This window comes from Acidobacteriota bacterium (assembly GCA_040756905.1).
Lineage (GTDB): Bacteria > Acidobacteriota > Aminicenantia > JBFLYD01 > JBFLYD01 > JBFLYD01.
The window spans coordinates 51,173-71,308 of record JBFLYD010000023.1 but is presented as its reverse complement, the minus strand read 5'-3'; the positions used below and the strand labels follow the sequence as shown (position 1 = coordinate 71,308).

Sequence of the window (20,136 nt, the reverse complement as noted above, 5' to 3'; positions counted from 1 at the left end):
TTTTTCAAATTCTGATTTCATCGAAAAAGTGGCCGGAATAAATCGGAATGGGTGGCCACTTTCAATCAGAATCAGTGGCCGGTTTGAATCGGAATCGATGGCCACTTTGGATCGGAATATACATTAACAATAAATATATTTATTTTTAATAATTTTATCAAAAATTTCTCTAAATTTTATCATTTCTTTCTCACCTTCCAGAGATTATGATTTAAGATGAAAAATTTAGTTGAACAGGGCCAACTTGAAATTTGACTTTAAAATAGAGATGTAATACTTATTCGTAATATTCCTTGACTTTTTTGCATTTGAAAATCGAATTTTTCTTATGCTATATTTAAAAGAAAGTTGAAATAAAGAAAAAATAGGGGATAACTTATAAAATTATAGATTATCAGGTTGTAAAGAGATACGAAGGGATTTTGAAACGATGAAATAGAAAAGGGGTGGAGTTATTTATATATAAATGAGAAAGCTTTTCTATCTTTTCCCAATTACCATTATTCTATTATTTGCTTTTTGTGAACAAAGACAAGGAAGCCCAAGAATAAAAATAGAAAATGGGATTCCAGTAGTTTATAATTCCATAGAGCCTGAACCTATTCCAGGTAAGCCATCTAAAATGATTTTAGAAGAAGAGCTCTCTGTTGGAGTAGAAGAAGGTCAGGAAGAATATATGTTCTCTTTTATACCCGCTTTAGATGTGGATGAAGAAGGAAGAATGTATGTTGTAGATGCAAAAGGAGCTCATATAAGAGTATTTGATAATAGTGGAAAATATCTTCAAACAATTGGAAGAAAGGGAAAAGGACCGGGAGAAATGCTCATGCCCTGGTCGATCCATATAACTCCTCAAAAAGAAATTATGGTTTTAGATTCAATGAATTATAATTTACAATTCTTTTCATTAAAAGGAGACTTCTTAAGGTCATTAAAAATACCCATGGGAATGGTCTTTACTGATCCCAAGGTTGACTCAAAGGGAAATATTATAAACATAGTAAAAACGTATAGTTCCTATAATGAAAAAAATGAATTAATAAAATATAATTTTGAATCCGAAGATGTTGCCCTTTCTACTGATAATGTTATATTTTCATTTTCTCATCCAAAAATTATATATATGAACAGTCCTCGATTTATCTGGCAGTTAATGAAAAATGATAATATTATCTGGGGGTACCCAGAAAAATATGAACTTAATATTCTCAACCCCAAAGGTAAACCTATAAAAAAGATAATTAAAGAGTATAAACCGGCAAGAACAACTCAAAAGATGAAAGATAGTGTTTCTCAGATAAAGAAACGCAGAGGATTGGACATAAAGGTCTCTGAAGAAACCCCAGCTTACAGGAGAATCTTTGTGGATGATGTTGATAGAATTCTTGTACTGACGTGGGAAAAAGCCAAAACAGAAGGGAAAGATTTTGAAGTTGTAGATGTTTTTGATCCTTATGGAATCTATATGACAAAAATTTACCTTCGAACGGGTATAGTTGTTTGTAAGAAAAATAAATTATATACGGTTGAGGAAACAAAAGAGGGATTTTCAGTTGTAAAGCGGTATAATGTGATTTGGAAATAAATAGGAAAATGAGAAGGAAAATAATAATATTTAGACTTTTTGTTGTTTTAATTTTACTTTTTATTTCTTTTTCAAGCTGCTCAAGAGGAAAATCAGGAAAATGGAAGGGTAAAGTTGAATATGAGGGAAAAATAAAAGTTGTAAATAATCCCTCTGAACCTGTTTATGGAGAATTAATACTTGAACTGAAAGAGGTTCTTTCAATTGGGAATCCTGATGAAGAAAATTACTCATTTTACAGACCAAGAAACTTTGAATTAGACGAAAAGGGTAATTTTTATATTCTTGATAGGGGAAACTTCAGGATTCAGGTTTATAATAAAAATGGAAAATATATAAAAACCATAGGGAAAAAAGGTCAGGGACCTGGAGAATTCGAAAGACCTTTTGGAATGAAACTTGATAAAAAAGGAAATATTTATGTAAATGACTTTACTGAAAGAGGTCTTCTTGTTTTTAATAAAGAAGGAAATTATCAAAAAACAATCCCAATAAATTATTTTTTTACAGATTTTAAATTATCTGATGATGGCTCGATTTTCTGCATTATTTCTCAGATGATTGAAAAAGGACGTTATTTGACATTTTCGAAGCTGAATAATGAGGGAAAACTGGATAAGGAGATTTTAAAAATTCCTGAATTCGCAACGACAATCACGTCAGGAACATCAACAATTACGACTATTACATTTCTCCATGCTTTTCGTTTCGATCTACATTTCTATTTTTCTGAATTACAAAATCAATTTATCTATGGAGATTCATCCAAGTATGAACTCTCAGCTATCTCTCCCTCAGGAGAATTAGTATTTAAGTTCAGAAAAGAGGAGAAAGAAATCCCTGTTACATCAGAGGAGAAAAATAAGATATGTGATTCATTCAAACCCCCTCTTTCAAAAGAGGTAAGGGATAAAATTTATTTTCCGCCTTATAGACCGTATTTTTCATCATTTGTCATAGATTCTGAGGGAAGAATCTATGTTTCAAGAATGAAATCTCCTGTAGATGAATCAAAGGAAACTGAATTTGATGTATTCAGCCCTGATGGATATTATCTTTACAAAACAAAACTAAAGCTTTTCCCCAGCATCATAAAAGATGGATACATCTATGCAAGGGTTGAGGATGAAGAAACAGGAGATATATATTTTAAGAAATTTCAAATAAAAAATTATAAATCTATCAGGAAAGAGGTTTAAATATATTTCAAGCTTCAATTTCAGGCTTTTTCTGAGCGCACCCCATAAATATAAAATCCAGATGAAAGAAATTAAATTAATAAATATTAAATTATCTCTCTTTTTGATCATTCTTGGACATTACATGGTACATGAATCTAAAAAAGTCCTGTGATATTACCAGATTCATCGATATCGATTCTTTCTGCAATTGGTGACTTTGGGAGCCCTCTTTTTACAGCTTTAGTGTCCGGCTCTTTTATTTTTGAAAGCTCAATTCCACCATGCATCTTGAGGGCTCTCACTGTAGTAACAAGAATTACGAGGGATGGATTTAAATTTCCATTCTGAAAGATTAATTGATTCAGCAACTTCTCTTATATGCTTTAATTTTGTCTCTCTCAATATTTCAGGATCTGTTTTATAATTCATTTCCATTTATTTTAATAAAAATAGCAAAAAATGAAACACATTTACAAATTATTGCTTCTAAACTATAATTAATTAGACATAATGTTTAGATTATAGAAGGAGGTTAAATGGCATCGAAAAGAAGGGATAAATCTATAAAAGCAGCTGAAATATTTAAGGCAGCATCTAAAGTATTTGTAAGAAGAGGACTGGACGGAGCCACAATTCAGGAAATCGCTAAAGAAGCCGGTGTGGGAAGGGCAACAGTCTATTATCATTTTCCATCGAAAAAAGTTATCCTTAAAGAGATTCTAATCAGCAATCTTGAAAAATTTTTTAAAGATTTTCTTAACTATTCAAAAAAAATCAAAAAAGAAGAAGATATACCGGATTATCTTGTAAGATATTTTATAAATTTTTACAAAAAAGATCCTCTCTTTGCTCAACTATATTTCCTATCTTTCGCTTCCTCAAGAACATTCTGGATAAAAGATATAATAAAAGATTTCTTAGATGTTCATAATAAATGGCTTGAAATCATTGAAAAAGAATTAAAGAAAAAATTCGCCATCTCTGTTCACTCTTTAGCACTTCCTGTAACCTTTGCCCACGGGCTTGGACTTCTCTATCTTTCCTCTAAAAATTTTGATCTAATAAATAATGTTGGCAATGCATTTCTATCAATTCAGAAAAAAGCTAAAATAAAACCAAAAAAGAAATAGAAATTTTAAACGAATAAAGGTATGAAACTAAAAAATTATAGCATAAAAGTATTGTGTTTATTATTTGTTTCAATTCTCATTTCATATCCCTGTCTTTTAAATTCATCCCCTCTCAAACCGATAACAGAATATAAAATTAAAGCAAGACTTTTTCCCGAAAAAAAAGAAATTGAAGGGTTAGAGATTTTAACATGGTTCAATAATTCTGGAGACGAAGTAAAAGACCTTTGGTTTCATCTTTATCTCAATGCATTCAAGAATGAAAAAAGCACTTTCTTCAAAGAATCCTCTTTATTGAAACATGAAAGAGAAATATCTCCAAATCAAAATGGCTGGACTGAGATTAAATCCCTAAAAATTGTTGATGGTGATGATCTTACTAACAAAATCAAGTTTATAAGCCCTGATGATGGTAACCCTGAGGATATGACAGTGTTTAAAGTTGAATTAAATAAACCAATTCTTCCTTACTCAAGTATTCAACTTGAAATAAAGTTTATATCAAAACTTCCTAAAATTATAGCAAGGGCTGGATTTTATGAAGATTTTTTTATGGTAAGCCAATGGTTTCCGAAAATTGGCGTGTGGGAAGAAAAAGGATTCCGTGGAAGAAAAGAAAGCGGATGGAACTGCCATCAGTACCATCGAAATTCTGAATTTTATTCTGATTTTGGAGATTATACAGTTCAGATAACAATTCCAAAAAACTATAAACTTGCTGCTTCAGGGAAAAAGATAGGAGAATTTGAGGAATCAGAAAACACCAGAACTTTTATCTTTTCAGAAAAATACATCCATGATTTTGCATGGGCTTGTTCTCCTGAATTTATCGAGATAAAAGAAAATTTTAACCCCAAAAAAGATCTCTCAAAAAAAGATATAATTGAGACTAAAGAAAAATTTCAGTTTGTAGAATCTTTAAACCCGGTAAAAATTTTACTTTACTTACTACCAGAACATATCCCGATGAAACAAAGATACATAACTTCAATTAAAAATTCTTTAAAATACTTAGGTTTATGGTATGGAAGATATCCCTATGAATTTATAACAGCTGTTGATGCGCCCATAAAGTCAAAAGCAGGAGGTATGGAATATCCTACTCTGGTAACCGTGGAAACACAATGGAGTCACCCTGAGAAGATGTTATCTCCTGAAGGAGTAACCATCCATGAACTCGGACATCAATACTGGTATGGAATCGTTGCAAACAATGAATTTGAGGAAGCATGGCTTGATGAAGGCATAAATACATATTCCACAACAAAAATTTTAGACAAAGTATATGGAGACCAATATTCATATATGTTGATAGAAGGAATTCCACTAAGAGGTTTAAATATCCTGGGATTAACACCCTTTTTTGGGTCATTTTATGAAGATTTCAAAATATCGGGATTTCTGAGGAATAAATCCGGATATCTTGTTTCTCCGGATAAAGACCCTGTGATAAAAAATTCGTGGGAATTTTTAGATAATTTCTCTTACAGGGCCAATTCATACCGAAAAAGTGCTTTAGTGTTATTAATGATGGAAAATATCTATGGTGAAAGATACGTTATGAAATTTATAAAAAATTATTATAAAAAATACAGATTTAAACATCCCTGTTCAGAAGATTTTATTAGAATGGCTGAGGAGAGCATTGGAAACAATGCAAGAAAATACCTTGAATTATTGTTAAACACGACTGGTGTTTTAGACTACGGGGTAAAAGAGGCTATTTCAAGCACTTTTTATTCATATGTAATTGTGGAAAGAAAAGGAGAGATACCAATCCCTGTCGATATTCTTTTTAAATTTGAAGATGGGTCTTCAACTGTTAAGAAATGGGATGGAATGGAAAAGTGGAAAAAATTTGAATTCTATAAAAAAAGTAGTTTAAGCGAAATAATTATTGATCCCGAAAAAAAGCTCATCATTGATATAAACTCTATAAATAATTCATTAAAACTCAAAGGAAAAAAACTATCATTCAATAAATTTCTAATAAGATTTATCTTCTGGATTCAAAATTTTCTCCATTCATTAATTTTTCTGGTATAAAATATAATGAAAAAAGTAGATTCGGAAATAATAAGTGATGTTAATTCTCTTCTTGAGATATTAATCAGCGGAAAGAGGGATTTTAATAAAATTCTCATTCAAAAAGGAAAAAGGGGAGAAAAATTAAATAAAATTATCAAAGAGGCAAGAAATCGCCGAATACCATTTCAATTCGTCGATAGATACATTTTGAATAAAATTGTAAAGGAAAATAAAGGGGTAGCAGCCTTTGTTTCTCCTGTAAAATATTCTGACTTTATGGAAGTTTTAGAAAGTTCAACAAATCCTTTGTTTGTTATTCTCAATGGGATAGAAGACCCAAGAAATTTTGGCGCAATAATAAGAACCTCAGAAGCATGTGGGGTTGAAGGTATAATTGTTCGAGAGAGAAGATCAAGTGGAATTACTCCTTCAGTCTATGCTTCATCCTCAGGTGCAGTGGAATTTGTTAAAATTATAAGAGTTAACAACATAGGAAGAGCTATAGAGGAGTTAAAATTTCGCAGGATAAAAGTTGTCGGAGCAGATAAGGAAGGAGAAGACTACTGGTTTAAATTTGATTATACTAACCCTGTGGCAATTGTATTTGGTTCGGAGGGAAAAGGAATTACAAGAATTGTGAAAGAGAAATGTGATAAAATATTATCTATCCCAATGGCAGGAAGAGTTAATTCATTGAATGTATCAGTTGCAGCTGGAATTTTTCTTTATGAAATATTCAGGCAGAGAAAGCTGAAAAAATCTTAAAGAATAAGATCTTGTATGAGAATGAAAAATTTTCTTAGAATTTCTTTATCGATCTTATTACTAACCTCAATTTTTCATTTATACGGAGATGAAAAAATAATTGAAAATTTAAGACTATCCCTTCAGAATAAAGACATATCTTCGTATCTAAATTTATTCGTGGAAGATAAGATTGAACAGGAAAAAAAGTGGATAAATGAATTGATTGAAAATTTTGATTTCACTGAGGTGATCTTTTCAATATCTTTACTCAAATCTGAAAATAAATCGAAATTATATTCGATTAATGCAATGTTCCAAAACGATTTCTCAGCCCATATCCATGTCTGGAGATTAAAAATAATTGAGGAAAAGATTGCTGAAAAAGAAATTAAGAGGACATTTTCTGGCTTGTACAGAATTTCAATTCCTTCTAAAAAAATTGAAAACGCAGAAGTAATAGAAATCACTCACGAAGATATCAATGTGACATTTAAAAAAGCGATATTATTCTGGGATAATCTTCCTTCCAATCACACAGCACTCCTAATCTATGGAGATGGCAACATGACTTTTTCTCCTTCAAAATCTCAGGAAAGACATCAGACCTTTCTTTTCTTTAAGAAAGAAACTTTAAATACATCCATAAACTGGGCTTACATAAGATTTCCTCCTTACTTTCTAAATGAAAAAATAAAAATAAAAGACTCTCAACCTTTTACACCATCAGAACAAATCCTGAAAAGAGCCTTGCGGGTTTTTCAATCTCTTTATCCAAACTCTTTCACGACCATAAATTCAATTACAAATGAATATCTTTCATACATTCCAACCTCCAATGATTTCACCCTCGATACATTGGGAAGCCCTCTAGGGAATTTTACATACCTTTTCAGCTCTTTTCAGGAAGAAAATATAGTTTTTTACGAAAGGGAAAAACACAAAATTCTTTGCTCATATTCTCCGGGAGATGAGAAGATTATGATTCTTTTCGATACGGAGAAGAAAAAAGATATTCTTCATTATGACATTGATCTGAAGTTTAATCCTGAAAATAAATTTATTAATTCAAGAATAAAGATAATTATAAAATCTCTTGAGGATGAATTTTCAAATATATCCTTAAAATTAAACAATTCTTTAAACATCCTGAAAGTGGCAGATAGTGATGGAAGAGAACTTTTTTTTACGAGGGACAGAAAAAGAGACACTGTTTATATCTATTTTGCTAAACAATATGAAAAAGATGAACTTGTTTATCTTGATTTCTGGTTAAGAGGAAAATTAGAGACTGAAAAAGAACTTGTCGATATAATACAATTAGACGAATTTTGGGACTATGATGAAAATATTTATCTGTACAGTCATTATTCCCTATGGTACCCTTCATCTTCAGACTGGGATTATTTTACAGCTGAAATAAAAATATCTCTACCATCTGGATACAAATGTATTTCCAACGGAAAATTAATTAAAACCGATCAAAATGTTTATTTCTGGGAATGCAAGAAACCTCTAAAATATTTAACATTTGTGGTGGGAAAGCTGAATAAATATATTGAATTCAATCTGAACGGAATTCCTGTGGAAGTCTACTCTTCCTATCAAAGCCCTTTTCCAAAAAAAATTAGTCAAAATACATTAATGGAAATACTAAATTTTTATATAGAAAAATTCGGGAATTTTCCTTATGAAAAATTATCCATCATTGAAAAATCACAAAAAGAGATGGGTGGTCATAGTCCAGCCTCGATCGTAATAATAAATAGATCAAATGATCGAAAGCTATTAAAGATTAAAGATAATCCAGTTAATGTTCCTCATTTAGATGAATATTTCTTAGCCCATGAAATAGCTCATCAATGGTGGGGAGCATGCATAACGGGTAAATCATACAAAGACCTATGGATAACGGAAGGCCTGGCTCAGTTTTCATCTTTAATGTTTCATAAAAAAAAATACGGCGAAAAAATTTTTTCAGACACATTGAAGAAATTCTCCCAGTGGACAAGAAAAAAAACAACATCAGGGCCTGTATTTTTGGGTCCAAGGATAGGTCATTACAATGATGACTCAGAAGCTTTTCTTTCAATTATATATGATAAATCCGCTCTCTCTCTAAATATGCTAAATGATCTTCTGGGAAATGAAATGTTTTATAAAATTTTAAGAGAATTTTTGTCTACATTCCAGTTCAGCGAAGTTTCAACAAGAAATTTTCAGAATATGTTCGAAAAAATCTCAAATGTAAATTTAGAGCAATTTTTCAATTTATGGATTAAAGATTTTATCCTTCCTAATATCCAGATTGTATGGAATCAATCTTTTAAAGACTCTAAATCGTCTCTAAATATCTGGGTTTCACAGAAAGGAAAGGACAAATTTACTTTTCCCTTGAAACTCAGATGGAAAGAAGGAAATAAAATCATCTATAAGATATTTAAAATAGAAAATTTTAATGAAATCTTTAATTTAGAGACATCAGATAAAATTAAAAAATTAGAGATTAATCATGACAATTCTCTACCAGCGTACATAAGAATAAGCAAAGGAGCTATTCCTTCTTCTCTCCTATGAGGTCAACCATTTTCTGCGCCATATATTGACGAACATCTTAATACTTAAGGGAGAATAAATTTTAAACATAAAAGAGTGAGCAGGAAGGGTGGCGGAGAAAAAGGGGAAATAAAGCATGTTTTCGTAGTCACCCTTCCTGGTCATTTTTACTTTTTTAATGCGAGGAGATCTGAGCGAAGGGGATGGTTAACCTCTCTAAGAAAGTAGTATTAAAGTTTGAATCTTCTTATCATTTCATTCAGAGTTGTAGGTTTAATTTTTAATAATTCCGCAGCTTTTTTCTGAACTCCATTAGCTTTTTTTAAGGCATTTAAAATCAACTCTTTTTGATATTCATACACCATTTCCTTAAATGAGAAAGAATCCTCATTCATTTCAACTTCATTTGATTCTTCTTTTCTAAAATAGGATGAGCTCTCTCTTTCAATCTTATTCAATAAACCCTGATGGATGGCTTCTAAAGGGTTATAATTTACAATGGGATCAGGAATATCTTCTTTTGTGATAATTTTTGATCTTGTAAGGACTACAGCCCTCTCAATCACATGTTCAAGCTCCCTCACATTTCCAGGCCACCAATAATCCATAAAAATTCCCATCACATCATCATCAATTCCGTGAATTTCTTTGTTATTCTCTTTTGAATATTTTTCTATGAAGTAGTTAACTAAAAGAGGAATGTCAGTCTTCCTTTCCCGTAATGGCGGTAAATCAATTTTTATAACATTCAACCTGTAAAACAAGTCCTCTCTGAACCTTCCTTTTTCTACTGTTTTTTTTAAATCAACATTTGTTGCTGCAATTATCCTTGCATCAACTTTTATTACCTCTGTTCCACCAAGTCTCATAAATTCTTTTTCCTGAATAACTCTTAATAGTTTCGCCTGGGTCTCCAGATTAATGGTAGCAATCTCATCAAAAAAAATTGAGCCATTGTTCGCTATTTCAAAAAGCCCTTTCTTATCAGCTATTGCACCGGTAAACGATCCTTTTACGTGCCCGAACAGATTACTCTCAAGAAGGTCTGGGGGAAGGCTTCCTGAATTTACAACAACAAAAGGGTATTTTGCTCTTAATGAATTTAAATGGATAGCTTTTGCTACAAGCTCTTTTCCAGTTCCACTCTCTCCCTGTATCAGTATCGTAGCTTTTGTAGATGCTACAGACTGAATGAGATCAAAAATTTTTTGCATTGATGAAGATTTTCCAATTATATCATTAAAACTGTATTTCTTTTTTAATTCTTCTTTTAATCGGATATTTTCTACTTCTAATCTTCTTTTTTCCAATCCTTTTTCGATAAGAATTAACAATTCTTCATTTTTAAATGGTTTCTGAATGTAATCATATGCTCCTAATTTCATCGATTTAATAGCTGATTCAATCGAGGCATAAGCGGTCATTATTATTACAATTAAATGAGGATCAATCTTTCTAAGTTTTTCCAATATTCTTATTCCATCACTTCCAGGGATCATCAAATCGAGTAACACCACATCGAAATAGCTCCTTTTGTGTTTTTCAAACGCCTCTTTCTCAGTCTTTGATATTTCTATTTCATATCCCTCTGATTTTAGAATTCTCTCAAGGATTTCATTTATAATGGGCTCATCATCGACGATATGAATTTTACCTTTATAAGCCATTTTTGCTCTCACCCTCAAAATCTTCATAATTCAACAATTTCTTATTCTCGATAGGAAGCTCTATTGTAAAAGTTGTTCCTTTTCCTTCTTCACTCTGGACTTCTATATCTCCCCCATGTTCTTTAATAATTCCATAACTAATAGAAAGACCAAGTCCTGTTCCTTTTCCAAATCCTTTAGTTGTAAAAAACGGATCAAATATTCTAGGAAGATGTTCTTTTTTTATGCCGATTCCAGTATCCTGAATCCTGATAATTGCATTACCCTTTGTTTCTTGTATATCTATACTTAAAACCCCTCCCTTACTCATCGCATCTATGGCATTTGAAATAATATTTAAAAATACCTGTTGTAATTTATCTCTATCGCCCCAAACCATGAGGGATTCTTTCAAAGCTAAATTCAGATCTATTCTTGATTTTTTTATTTTATAATCAAGGAGAGAAATAATATCAGAAATCATCTCTTCAAGTTTAATCTTCTGGACAGAAGGCCTCCCCTGCCGAGAAAAACTTAGGAGGCTCTTGACAATTCTCCCAACCCTTTCTGTTTGGGATTCAATCTTTTTAAGGATCTCTGGTAATTTCTCATCCTCTGAAGGTGTTTTTAAAAGATATTGAATATAGCTGGAAATTCCAGTTAGGGGAGTATTTATTTCATGCGCAATGCCTGCTGCTAATAATCCTATGGAGGCAAGTCTTTCAGAAGTGATAAGCTGCTGTTGAATAGTTATTTTATCAGTTATATCCTCAAACATGAAAATTGTTCCCATATACACATCGTCTTCTCCCAAAAAAGAAGACCTTGAAACATCGAACAATCTTCTTTCACCAGTAGGAAGATTTAAACCTATTCTATTGAGGAATAAATAATAGTCTTTCTTTACCTGGGTGAATAAAGAACTGTATATGTTGGATTCTATAATATCTTTAATGTTTTTGCCGATTACATCCTCTCTCTTTTTTCCAAAAATTACCTCAGAGAATTTATTCCAACCAATTATATTTTCATTCTTATCCACCACAACCACACCTGCTTTGAGGCTTTCGATTATTCTTTCGTTAAAGTCTTTAAGTCTCTGCAAATCCTTTATTTTATTTTCTAACTCTTTCCATAGCTTTGCATTTTCAATTGATAGAGAGGCTGAAAGTTGAATTGTTTTCATAATTTCCCAATCCTCGCTGTTCAAAAATTTACCATCGATTTTCTTTCCCATCCCGATAAAACCTATAATATTTCCATCTGACCTGAGAGGCATAAACTGAAACATTCTTGAATCTTTCAAAAATTCTATATCTTCAGGGAATTTCTCCGCAGCTTCTTTTAAAGAATATACATAAAAATATTCATCACTCTTTAATTTATTTAGAAATCTATTGGAAAAGTTATAATCTCTATTTGAGAAAATCTCTCCCTTTTCTGACAATAATGTAAAAGAATTAACATCGTTTTTAGCAAGAAATATACCGAGTCTATCAACAGAGACAACCTTATTTATAGCTTCAATAATTGAATTGGAAAGCTCATCCAAATTCCTAAGAGAAAAGTTCCTTATCTTTGATAAAACTTTTTTTCTTTCGAAAAATTCCTTTTTGAAAAAAACCCTGTTAAAAAAATATGAAATAAAATTTTTCAAAGGAAAATAAAGCGTTGCTCCCAGAATTATTGCTAACACCCCAAGAATAAAATAAGAATACTTATCATCCTTGAAAATTTCTGTTTTATAACTCAAATATATATATATAAAAAACAAAAGAATAAAACTCAGAAAATAATTAATTGATTTTTTAACTAATACTTCTATGTCCATTATTCTCCATTTTTTAATAGCGTAAACAAATGAAACAGGTACTAAAATCTGAAATAAAACTGTGAATTCCTGAACTCTTGAAGGATGGACATCCATCGAAAAAGGAATTAAATAAAAAAGTATAAATGGAACAATCCCAAGGGATAAACCCAGTAATATCCATTTTATCTGGTTCTTAATAATTAAATCCCTTGCTTTAATAAATGAATTATACATTACAAACAATGGGATGAGCACTAAAAAACCAAAAAAGAATATATTTATTTTGCTTAATCCAGAAATTATTAAAGAAATATCTTTCACTTTTAACTGGAAAGATACATTATGTATGATATAAAAATTTATCATTATTAGGAATATTGAAGGAAAGTACAATAAAAATTGATAAAAAGGCTTATTCTTTAAAAAATGTTTCCTCTCTGGAAAAATTAAAGCAAAATTTAAAAATGCTGCAGGAAATAGAATAAAACTAAATCTATCTGTCCAAAAAAAAATCCAGTCTAATGTATTGAATTTACCGGTTGCAGAAAAACTATAAAATCCAAAAAGCAAAAACATCAAAAAGAAAAAATAATAATACTGGTTGTTTTTCTCCTTCTCTTCATAAACAATAAAAGAAACAATGAAAGAAAAAATCCCGAGAAAAGCTAAATAAAAATACAGCAAGTCAGTCCTGCTTGATATCAATTTGATTTTTGCTACTAGTCTTTCATTGTTTTTTTCTAACTCGTAGTAGAGTTCTTCTCCGATTCTGTTACCCCATAAAATTTTAAATAAATCTGCTCTTTTTTTAACTTTAATTCCATTAATCGATAATAATCTTACTCCCTTTTCTAGAATTAAATCTTTATTAATTTTACTGGTCTCTACCCCTCGAAGGAAAAGGCCACTTGGCTTTTCTTCCCAGATTAGGCCATCAGAAGGCTCTTTCCATTGAATCTTATGTATGATGTTTATTAGCGAAAGGGACAAAAATAAAGCCAAACCTATGAAAAATATCTTCTTCATTTCAAAAAGTTTGTATCAATTTCCATGCCATTTTTTAATTTTTTTTATTAAAGACCATTCTTCATTGTTCCAATCAATTTTTTAAATCCAAAATTCAATTATTTGGATTAAAAATCCAAAAAAATATTTTAAAAATTAAATTCTATTCCGCCTAAAATTTTTATCGGAAATGGAATTATCACCCATATCTCATCATAATCATTCTTTCCCAAACTAAATCTTAAATTTTCTGTTATATTTCTCAGATCCAGAAATACTGTCCAGTGCCCTCCAAAATTTAAGTAAGGAATCCCCTGAGTTAAAGAAATTCTTGATTTGTAATATGGATAAATCAAAAGTCCTCTTACTGGTACAGATGACATCCATTTATAATCTACATTAAAAATTGTGTTTATAAAAGGTATCCTTGCCTCTATAAAAGAAGAAAGGATTGAAACATAACTCCTTTGAAATGCTTTACCCGCATAAACATCCTCGATAGAAAATTTCTTTGCATCAATTAGAGAGATAGTATCCATTAATTTATAAGATATGTTACTTTTTATGAAAGGATTTATTTCTTTATAAAAAGATACATTGAATCCCTTTTCTTCATTGTTACTCTGATTCAATATCAGATAAGAAACTTCAGGTAAAAATACATTATTAGCCCTCTCAACTGGAAATTTCAATAGAGGATTGTTAACGTTCTCATAATAAAATAAAAATGTTATAAGGCCATTGGAACCAATTTCTCTTTCTAAATTCAAAGAATATCTTAGAACATTCTCGGGTTCATATCCATGGAAAATGAATTCCTTTGAAAATTCATCAAAAATTAAATTTTCGTTATTAAATATTTCCTCACCAGGAAAATTCCAGTCAATGGAAAACCCGCCTAAGAACCTCCATTTTGGAAGAAATTCCCAGCTGATATAAACATCAGGGCTTAAAAAATTTGAGTGAATTGAAAAATATTCGTTATAGTCATATTTTAATCTTACAATAAGATTCAAATTGGAGTTAAAGGCCCAATTCTCAGCTAACAACAAAGATCCAGTAAAATCACTAAGAAGATTTCTTTGATTAAGGCCGGTTAGAGATTTACCTTTATATCCGAGTATGAAATCTAAATTATGTCCATTAAAATTTTTTAAGCTAACACCCCCTGATAATCTAAATATATAATGAGTGGATGAATATATCTGGGAATTAATGCTCCAGCTAATGTTTTCTCCTCTTTTTCCACTAAAAATAAAATTACTGATTTTTTCTGACTCTGAATTATGGAAATTACCAATTCCACTTACATAATAGGGGGAAACAATCATTCTTATTCTGGTATTAAAAACCTCAGGAAGATAATTCTTTTTAAATTTCTCCTTTGAACCAAAAAAGCTTTCCTTCTTTTTATCGAGAATATTTTTTCTATTTGCTCTTAAAACCCATTTTAAATTTTCCTTAGCCTTTTCCTTTTCTTTTTCCTCTTCAATCAATTTTTTAAATCCTAATGGTGTTTCCTGGCTATACGCGATGCTTAAAAAATCAAATTTTGGTTTCTTTGTAGGAACTTTTTCAGCATATACGGTAGGAGATATTTCATCATCTGAAACAATCGGTAAATTAAAAATCAAAATAATAAATCCTATAAATATTATCTTTTTCATTTTATCTATTTTTTATATCTTTTTTTTCTCCTTGTCAACAACTATTTTATTATCCATGACATAAATTTTTCAAATTTTTACCTACCACAAGAATTTAATTTCTTCCTTTTTAGGCTCCAAATTTTTTAAGCTTTAAGGCATTTGCAAGGAGAAGGCGCATGACATCCTTTGAATAAAATCTTCCCAGGATTCCTTTTGCGCACTCCCTTTCAGTAAACCTTTTTATTTCGTCCCTAATTTCATAAGGAGAATAAAGCAAAAATGGGTTAGGATGCCATGAGTGAGCTTTCATAGAAGATGGGGTTGAATGATCAGAAGTTACGGCAAATACATCTGGATTTAATTTTAGTATTTCAGGGATAAATTTATCCAGCTTTTCTATCATCTTAACTTTTTCCTTAAAATCTCCATCCTCTCCAAAGCTATCTGTCTTTTTTATGTGAATGTAAAAAAAATCATAGTTTTTCCAATTGTTTTCCAAGCATTCAAAAATCTCCCCAATCTCAGCTCCTACATCGAGAATCTTCATCCCAACAATCTGAGCCAATCCTCTGTACATAGGATACTGAGCAATCGCAGCTGGATTCAGTTTGAAAAGCTCACCCATACTGGGAATATCAGGATGTTTAGAAAAGCCTCTCAACAGAACTGAATTTGCGGGGAAATATTTCTCCAGGTTTTCATTTGCCATGTTGATGAACTTATTGACAACAATCTCTGTATTTTTTGCTTCTTTTACCAAAGCGGACGCATATTTCAATGGTAAGCCATCCTTCTGAGGATCTGCATCTGACAACTCATCCCTTAGATTATCTCCTTTTAAAAGCACCACAAATCTATGCTCTTTTCCTGGAAAAATCTCTACTTTAACATCATCAATTTGTCTTATCCTATCAGAAAGGTATTTACATATTTCTATGTTTTTTTCAGTTGAAATCCTTCCTGCCCTTCGGTCCACAATGATTCCTTTTTCATTTATAGTAGCAAAATTTCCCCGAACAGCCAGATCATTTTTTTCAACTAAAATACCAATTCCCAGGGCTTCTAAAATTCCTCTTCCTATGTGGTATTTCAATGGGTCGTATCCAAAAATAGCCAGATGAGCTGGACCAGAGCCAGGGGTTATTCCTATTTCTACTGGAATTATTGTTCCACATGAGCTCATTTCAGCAAGTTTATCCAAATTTGGTTTGTGAGCAGATTCAAGCTCAGTAGCACCATTCAAAGGAATTCCTCCAACACCATCGATGATCAAAAGAACAATTTTTTTATCATTTTTAATTGACAACTCCCTCAATAATTCTTCATTTTCCATATTCCCTCCTTTCCAAAAATAAAATAAAAAATATGTATATTTGTCAAATAAAAAGATCTATTTGTGTAACTCTGGTTGAATATTGTGGTAAATCTTTTTATAATAAGTTTGAAGAATCCCCGCTATAAATGGTGGGGATTCTTCGACGGAAAGGTATTTTATCATTAATATTGCTCGCCTTGACCCGCCCCTGAAGGAGCGGGATTGGGGCGAGCCTTCCGTTCAATATTTGTTTCAGGAGAGGAGAAAACATAATGGAAAAAATAAAATTCTTTCCCGTGGGAGAGAAAGAAGTAACAAGGGCAATAACTGAGAGCTTTCTTAAACAATTTACAGAATATGTTGAAAGTGATGTCATTATTGTAGGAGGAGGTCCCTCGGGTCTCATGGCCGGTAAGGAGCTTTCCTCCCGGAAAATTAAAGTGCTAATAATTGAAAGAAATAACTATCTTGGTGGAGGATTCTGGATTGGTGGATACCTAATGAATAAAGTTACTGTAAGGGCACCTGGCGAGGAAATTCTCAAAGCACTGGGAATTCCTTTTGATAAAGCTTCTGAAGGGCTGTATGTGGCAGATGGCCCCCATGCTTGTTCAAAACTAATCGCTTCTACCTGCGATGCAGGAGTTAAATTTGCCAATATGACAATATTTGATGACATTATTCTAAAAGAAAATGGGAAGGTTGGTGGAGTCGTGGTAAACTGGACACCTATTACTGCTCTTCCGAGAGAAATAACATGCGTTGACCCTGTAGGTCTTGAAGCAAAAATAGTTGTTGATGCCTCAGGTCACGATGCTGTGGTAGTAAAAAAATTAGAAGAGAGGGGATTCTTCAAAACAAAAGGGTTCGGAGCCATGTGGGTAGAAAGATCAGAAGACCTTGTAGTAGAACATACAGGCGAAGCCTATCCAGGACTTGTAGTATGTGGAATGGCGGTAACCACCACTTATGGGTTACCAAGAATGGGTCCCACTTTTGGAGCCATGCTTCTCTCTGGAAAAAGATGCGCTGAGATGATAATGGAAATTTTAGAAAAAGGATGATAAATGATATTATCCTGAATCCGAAATTTATAATCCTCTACGATGAGAAAAGTTGTAAAGAATTCAATATTGAAGAGATATTTCAGTATCTAAAAAGAAAAACGTCAAAATCTATAGAAAAAAGACCAGATTTTTTCGATAACATTCTTTCCAAAAATTTCCAATCAAAAAAAGAAAATATGATTGATTTTCTCTCTAAAAAAATGGCAAGTCTGAGGGTTTCAAACATTGAAAGACTTCATGAAGAAACTGAGCCTCTTCTTCAAGAAATCAGATTTGAGATAAAAAATATAAAAGAAACATCTAAAAAAATTTCAGGGTTGCTTTATGAGGGGTTTAAACTTCAATCTTTTTTCCATGAACTTATCCCTGAAAAAGAGAGAAATCTTAACTATCTCCATGTGATTTTTACAAACCAGCTTATAGTAACATGGGACTACAGGGATAGAAGATATCATTTGAGAACAAGTGTTTATGGTTTCCCTTCGATAATCTCGCTGACAGGCATCGTGGAAGCGCCCGCAAAGCCAAGAGAATATTATATCTTAAAGCAGGCATTGTACAACGAAGACAGGATGAAAGAATTAAAAGAAAGGTTTAAAGGCAGATTCATTGATTATGGAGATCCTGCTATCAATGAAATAGTAAAAGGATATGTGATGCAAGCGTTATTCTATTATCTCTTAGGAAACCCCTTCTGTAAAAATAGACATTGCAGGCTATTCAATGCTCACTGGCAGGAAGAAATGATAGAATGTCAATTGAAATCTCCTACGGAATTTTGCTCATTTCATGAGAAAATTTTAAATCATTTTTAAATTCTATGTTTAAATTATCAAAAATATCTGATAAAATTTCTTTTGAAAGACATTTCTGAGAAAATCTGATGGAAAAGATTATAATTTTAGATTTTGGATCTCAATATACACAACTTATTGCTCGAAAAATAAGAGAATTAGGAGTCTATTCTGAAATCCATAGATATGACCTATCACTCAGTAAAATAAAAACAGAAAATCCCAGAGCAATAATTCTCTCCGGAGGCCCAAGCAGTGTATGGGAAAAGGATTCTCCAAAAATATCTAAAGAAGTTTTCAACTTAGAAATCCCTGTTTTCGGAATATGTTATGGTCTTCAACTTATATCACACCTGTTAGGAGGTAAGGTAGTAAAGGCAAAAAAAAGAGAATATGGTTTCGCCGAACTTTTTGTAAAAGATTTTGATGGACTTTTTAAAGATTTACCGGAAAAATCTCAGGTGTGGATGAGTCATGGAGATGAAGTATATGAACTTCCTGATGAATTTAAAATAACTGCCTCCACTGAAAATTCAAGAGTTGCCGCAATTGAAAACAGAAAAAAATATATCTATGGCGTCCAGTTTCATCCTGAAGTTGTCCATACCCAGCAGGGTAAAAAAATCCTCCAGAATTTTATATTCAATATCTGTCATATATCTCCATCATGGAGTATAGAATCATTCATAGAGGATTCAATTAAAAAAATAAGAAATACGGTCAAACAGGAAAAAGTATTATGCGCTTTAAGCGGTGGGGTTGATTCAACAGTCACAGCTATGTTGATTAATAAAGCTGTAGATAAAAGTCTTATCTCCATATTTGTAAACACGGGATTTTTAAGAAAAGGAGAATTTGAGTATTTTTTGGATACATTTAGAAATTTAAAATTGAAAGTCATTGGAGTAGATGCTTCAAGAAAATTTCTCGAGGCATTGAGGGGAATAGTAAATCCTGAAAAAAAGCGAAAAATTATAGGAAAGTTATTCATCGATATTTTCAAAGATTCGGCAAAAAATATGGGCGGTATTAAATTTTTTGCCCAAGGAACGACTTACCCCGATGTGATTGAGAGCTCATCAGTCAAAGGACCTTCCGCAGTAATAAAAAGCCATCACAATGTAGGAGGACTTCCTAAAAATATCGGTTTTAAATTGCTCGAGCCTCTAAAAGAATTATTCAAAGATGAGGTAAGAGAGATAGGAAGAAAATTAGGGATTGATGAAGAAATAATTTCAAGACATCCTTTTCCAGGCCCTGGACTTGCTGTTAGAATTGTCGGGAAAATCACCCCTGAAAGGTTAAGAATTTTAAGGGAAGTCGACGAAATTCTCTTAGAGGAAATAAAAAAATCAAATATCTACAATAATCTCTGGCAGGCATTTTCAGTACTTCTCCCTGTTAGATCAGTAGGAGTAATGGGAGATCAGAGAACTTACCAACAGGCGGTTGTTCTTAGAATGGTAGAAAGCATTGACGGGATGACTGCTAACTGGTATAGAATCGATTATCCCCTTCTTTCAAAAATTTCTTCAAGAATAGTTAACGAGGTAAAAGGTGTAAATCGAGTACTCTATGATATAACAACAAAACCTCCAGGAACGATAGAATGGGAATGATGAA

At 31.8% G+C, this 20,136-nt stretch carries 14 protein-coding genes; 9 read left to right on the top strand and 5 right to left on the bottom strand.

The window, feature by feature from the left end:
* Window positions 1-466 precede the first annotated feature (466 nt).
* Window positions 467-1,585 carry a 6-bladed beta-propeller gene (locus AB1410_03610; protein ID MEW6455786.1) on the top strand — a complete coding sequence of 373 codons (1,119 nt, stop codon included), beginning with the start codon at window positions 467-469 and terminating at the stop codon, window positions 1,583-1,585.
* 8 nt (window positions 1,586-1,593) lie between these two features.
* Window positions 1,594-2,784: an NHL repeat-containing protein gene (locus tag AB1410_03605; GenBank protein ID MEW6455785.1), complete on the top strand. Its 1,191-nt coding sequence runs from the start codon at window positions 1,594-1,596 to the stop codon at window positions 2,782-2,784.
* 137 nt (window positions 2,785-2,921) lie between these two features.
* Here the strand turns inward: AB1410_03605 and AB1410_03600 are convergent, their stop codons facing one another.
* A complete protein-coding gene (locus AB1410_03600; protein ID MEW6455784.1) occupies window positions 2,922-3,134 on the bottom strand; it encodes a formate--tetrahydrofolate ligase in 213 nt (70 codons plus the stop codon).
* A 168-nt stretch (window positions 3,135-3,302) separates the two neighbouring features.
* On the opposite strand from AB1410_03600, the gene AB1410_03595 reads away from it, so the two are divergent.
* The 4 genes from AB1410_03595 to AB1410_03580 are packed head-to-tail and all read left to right on the top strand — an operon-like array spanning window position 3,303 to window position 9,245.
* A complete protein-coding gene (locus AB1410_03595; GenBank protein MEW6455783.1) occupies window positions 3,303-3,896 on the top strand; it encodes a TetR/AcrR family transcriptional regulator in 594 nt (197 codons plus the stop codon).
* A gap of 21 nt (window positions 3,897-3,917) precedes the next feature.
* The gene (locus tag AB1410_03590) at window positions 3,918-5,942 is read left to right on the top strand and encodes a M1 family metallopeptidase (protein MEW6455782.1); all 2,025 of its coding nucleotides are present in this window, start codon (window positions 3,918-3,920) and stop codon (window positions 5,940-5,942) included.
* Window positions 5,943-5,948: 6 nt separating this feature from the next.
* Window positions 5,949-6,689, top strand: coding sequence for a 23S rRNA (guanosine(2251)-2'-O)-methyltransferase RlmB (gene rlmB, locus AB1410_03585; protein ID MEW6455781.1), 741 nt, complete (start codon window positions 5,949-5,951; stop codon window positions 6,687-6,689).
* 21 nt (window positions 6,690-6,710) lie between these two features.
* Window positions 6,711-9,245 (top strand): M1 family aminopeptidase, encoded by a 2,535-nt coding sequence (locus AB1410_03580; protein MEW6455780.1) that lies wholly within the window; start codon window positions 6,711-6,713, stop codon window positions 9,243-9,245.
* 209 nt (window positions 9,246-9,454) lie between these two features.
* Here AB1410_03580 and AB1410_03575 read toward each other — a convergent pair whose 3' ends face one another.
* From AB1410_03575 to AB1410_03560, 4 genes are all read right to left on the bottom strand, one after another.
* Window positions 9,455-10,891 (bottom strand): sigma-54 dependent transcriptional regulator, encoded by a 1,437-nt coding sequence (locus AB1410_03575; protein MEW6455779.1) that lies wholly within the window; start codon window positions 10,889-10,891, stop codon window positions 9,455-9,457.
* The gene (locus AB1410_03570) at window positions 10,881-13,709 is read right to left on the bottom strand and encodes an ATP-binding protein (protein MEW6455778.1); all 2,829 of its coding nucleotides are present in this window, start codon (window positions 13,707-13,709) and stop codon (window positions 10,881-10,883) included. Before AB1410_03570 ends, AB1410_03575 begins: the two co-directional genes overlap by 11 nt.
* Before the next feature lie 128 nt (window positions 13,710-13,837).
* Complete coding sequence (locus AB1410_03565; GenBank protein ID MEW6455777.1) at window positions 13,838-15,355, bottom strand: hypothetical protein; 1,518 nt, start codon at window positions 15,353-15,355, stop codon at window positions 13,838-13,840.
* 109 nt (window positions 15,356-15,464) lie between these two features.
* Complete coding sequence (locus AB1410_03560; GenBank protein ID MEW6455776.1) at window positions 15,465-16,670, bottom strand: 2,3-bisphosphoglycerate-independent phosphoglycerate mutase; 1,206 nt, start codon at window positions 16,668-16,670, stop codon at window positions 15,465-15,467.
* A gap of 254 nt (window positions 16,671-16,924) precedes the next feature.
* On the opposite strand from AB1410_03560, the gene AB1410_03555 reads away from it, so the two are divergent.
* The 3 genes from AB1410_03555 to guaA all read left to right on the top strand — a co-directional run bounded on the left by AB1410_03555 (window position 16,925) and on the right by guaA (window position 20,132).
* The gene (locus tag AB1410_03555; protein MEW6455775.1) at window positions 16,925-17,716 is read left to right on the top strand and encodes a sulfide-dependent adenosine diphosphate thiazole synthase; all 792 of its coding nucleotides are present in this window, start codon (window positions 16,925-16,927) and stop codon (window positions 17,714-17,716) included.
* Window positions 17,713-18,534 carry a DUF6775 family putative metallopeptidase gene (locus tag AB1410_03550; GenBank protein MEW6455774.1) on the top strand — a complete coding sequence of 274 codons (822 nt, stop codon included), beginning with the start codon at window positions 17,713-17,715 and terminating at the stop codon, window positions 18,532-18,534. The genes AB1410_03555 and AB1410_03550 overlap by 4 nt, the downstream gene beginning before the upstream one ends.
* A 68-nt stretch (window positions 18,535-18,602) precedes the next feature.
* A complete protein-coding gene (guaA, locus tag AB1410_03545; protein ID MEW6455773.1) occupies window positions 18,603-20,132 on the top strand; it encodes a glutamine-hydrolyzing GMP synthase in 1,530 nt (509 codons plus the stop codon).
* The last annotated feature ends 4 nt before the right edge of the window (window positions 20,133-20,136 follow it).

Coding starts and splice junctions, on each gene's coding strand:
- AB1410_03610 (MEW6455786.1), top strand. CDS start 467: ATGAGAAAGCTTTTCTATCTTTTCCCAATTACCATTATTCTATTATTT.
- AB1410_03605 (MEW6455785.1), top strand. CDS start 1,594: ATGAGAAGGAAAATAATAATATTTAGACTTTTTGTTGTTTTAATTTTA.
- AB1410_03595 (MEW6455783.1), top strand. CDS start 3,303: ATGGCATCGAAAAGAAGGGATAAATCTATAAAAGCAGCTGAAATATTT.
- AB1410_03590 (MEW6455782.1), top strand. CDS start 3,918: ATGAAACTAAAAAATTATAGCATAAAAGTATTGTGTTTATTATTTGTT.
- rlmB (MEW6455781.1), top strand. CDS start 5,949: ATGAAAAAAGTAGATTCGGAAATAATAAGTGATGTTAATTCTCTTCTT.
- AB1410_03580 (MEW6455780.1), top strand. CDS start 6,711: ATGAAAAATTTTCTTAGAATTTCTTTATCGATCTTATTACTAACCTCA.
- AB1410_03575 (MEW6455779.1), bottom strand. CDS start 10,891: ATGGCTTATAAAGGTAAAATTCATATCGTCGATGATGAGCCCATTATA.
- AB1410_03570 (MEW6455778.1), bottom strand. CDS start 13,709: ATGAAGAAGATATTTTTCATAGGTTTGGCTTTATTTTTGTCCCTTTCG.
- AB1410_03565 (MEW6455777.1), bottom strand. CDS start 15,355: ATGAAAAAGATAATATTTATAGGATTTATTATTTTGATTTTTAATTTA.
- AB1410_03560 (MEW6455776.1), bottom strand. CDS start 16,670: ATGGAAAATGAAGAATTATTGAGGGAGTTGTCAATTAAAAATGATAAA.
- AB1410_03555 (MEW6455775.1), top strand. CDS start 16,925: ATGGAAAAAATAAAATTCTTTCCCGTGGGAGAGAAAGAAGTAACAAGG.
- AB1410_03550 (MEW6455774.1), top strand. CDS start 17,713: ATGATAAATGATATTATCCTGAATCCGAAATTTATAATCCTCTACGAT.
- guaA (MEW6455773.1), top strand. CDS start 18,603: ATGGAAAAGATTATAATTTTAGATTTTGGATCTCAATATACACAACTT.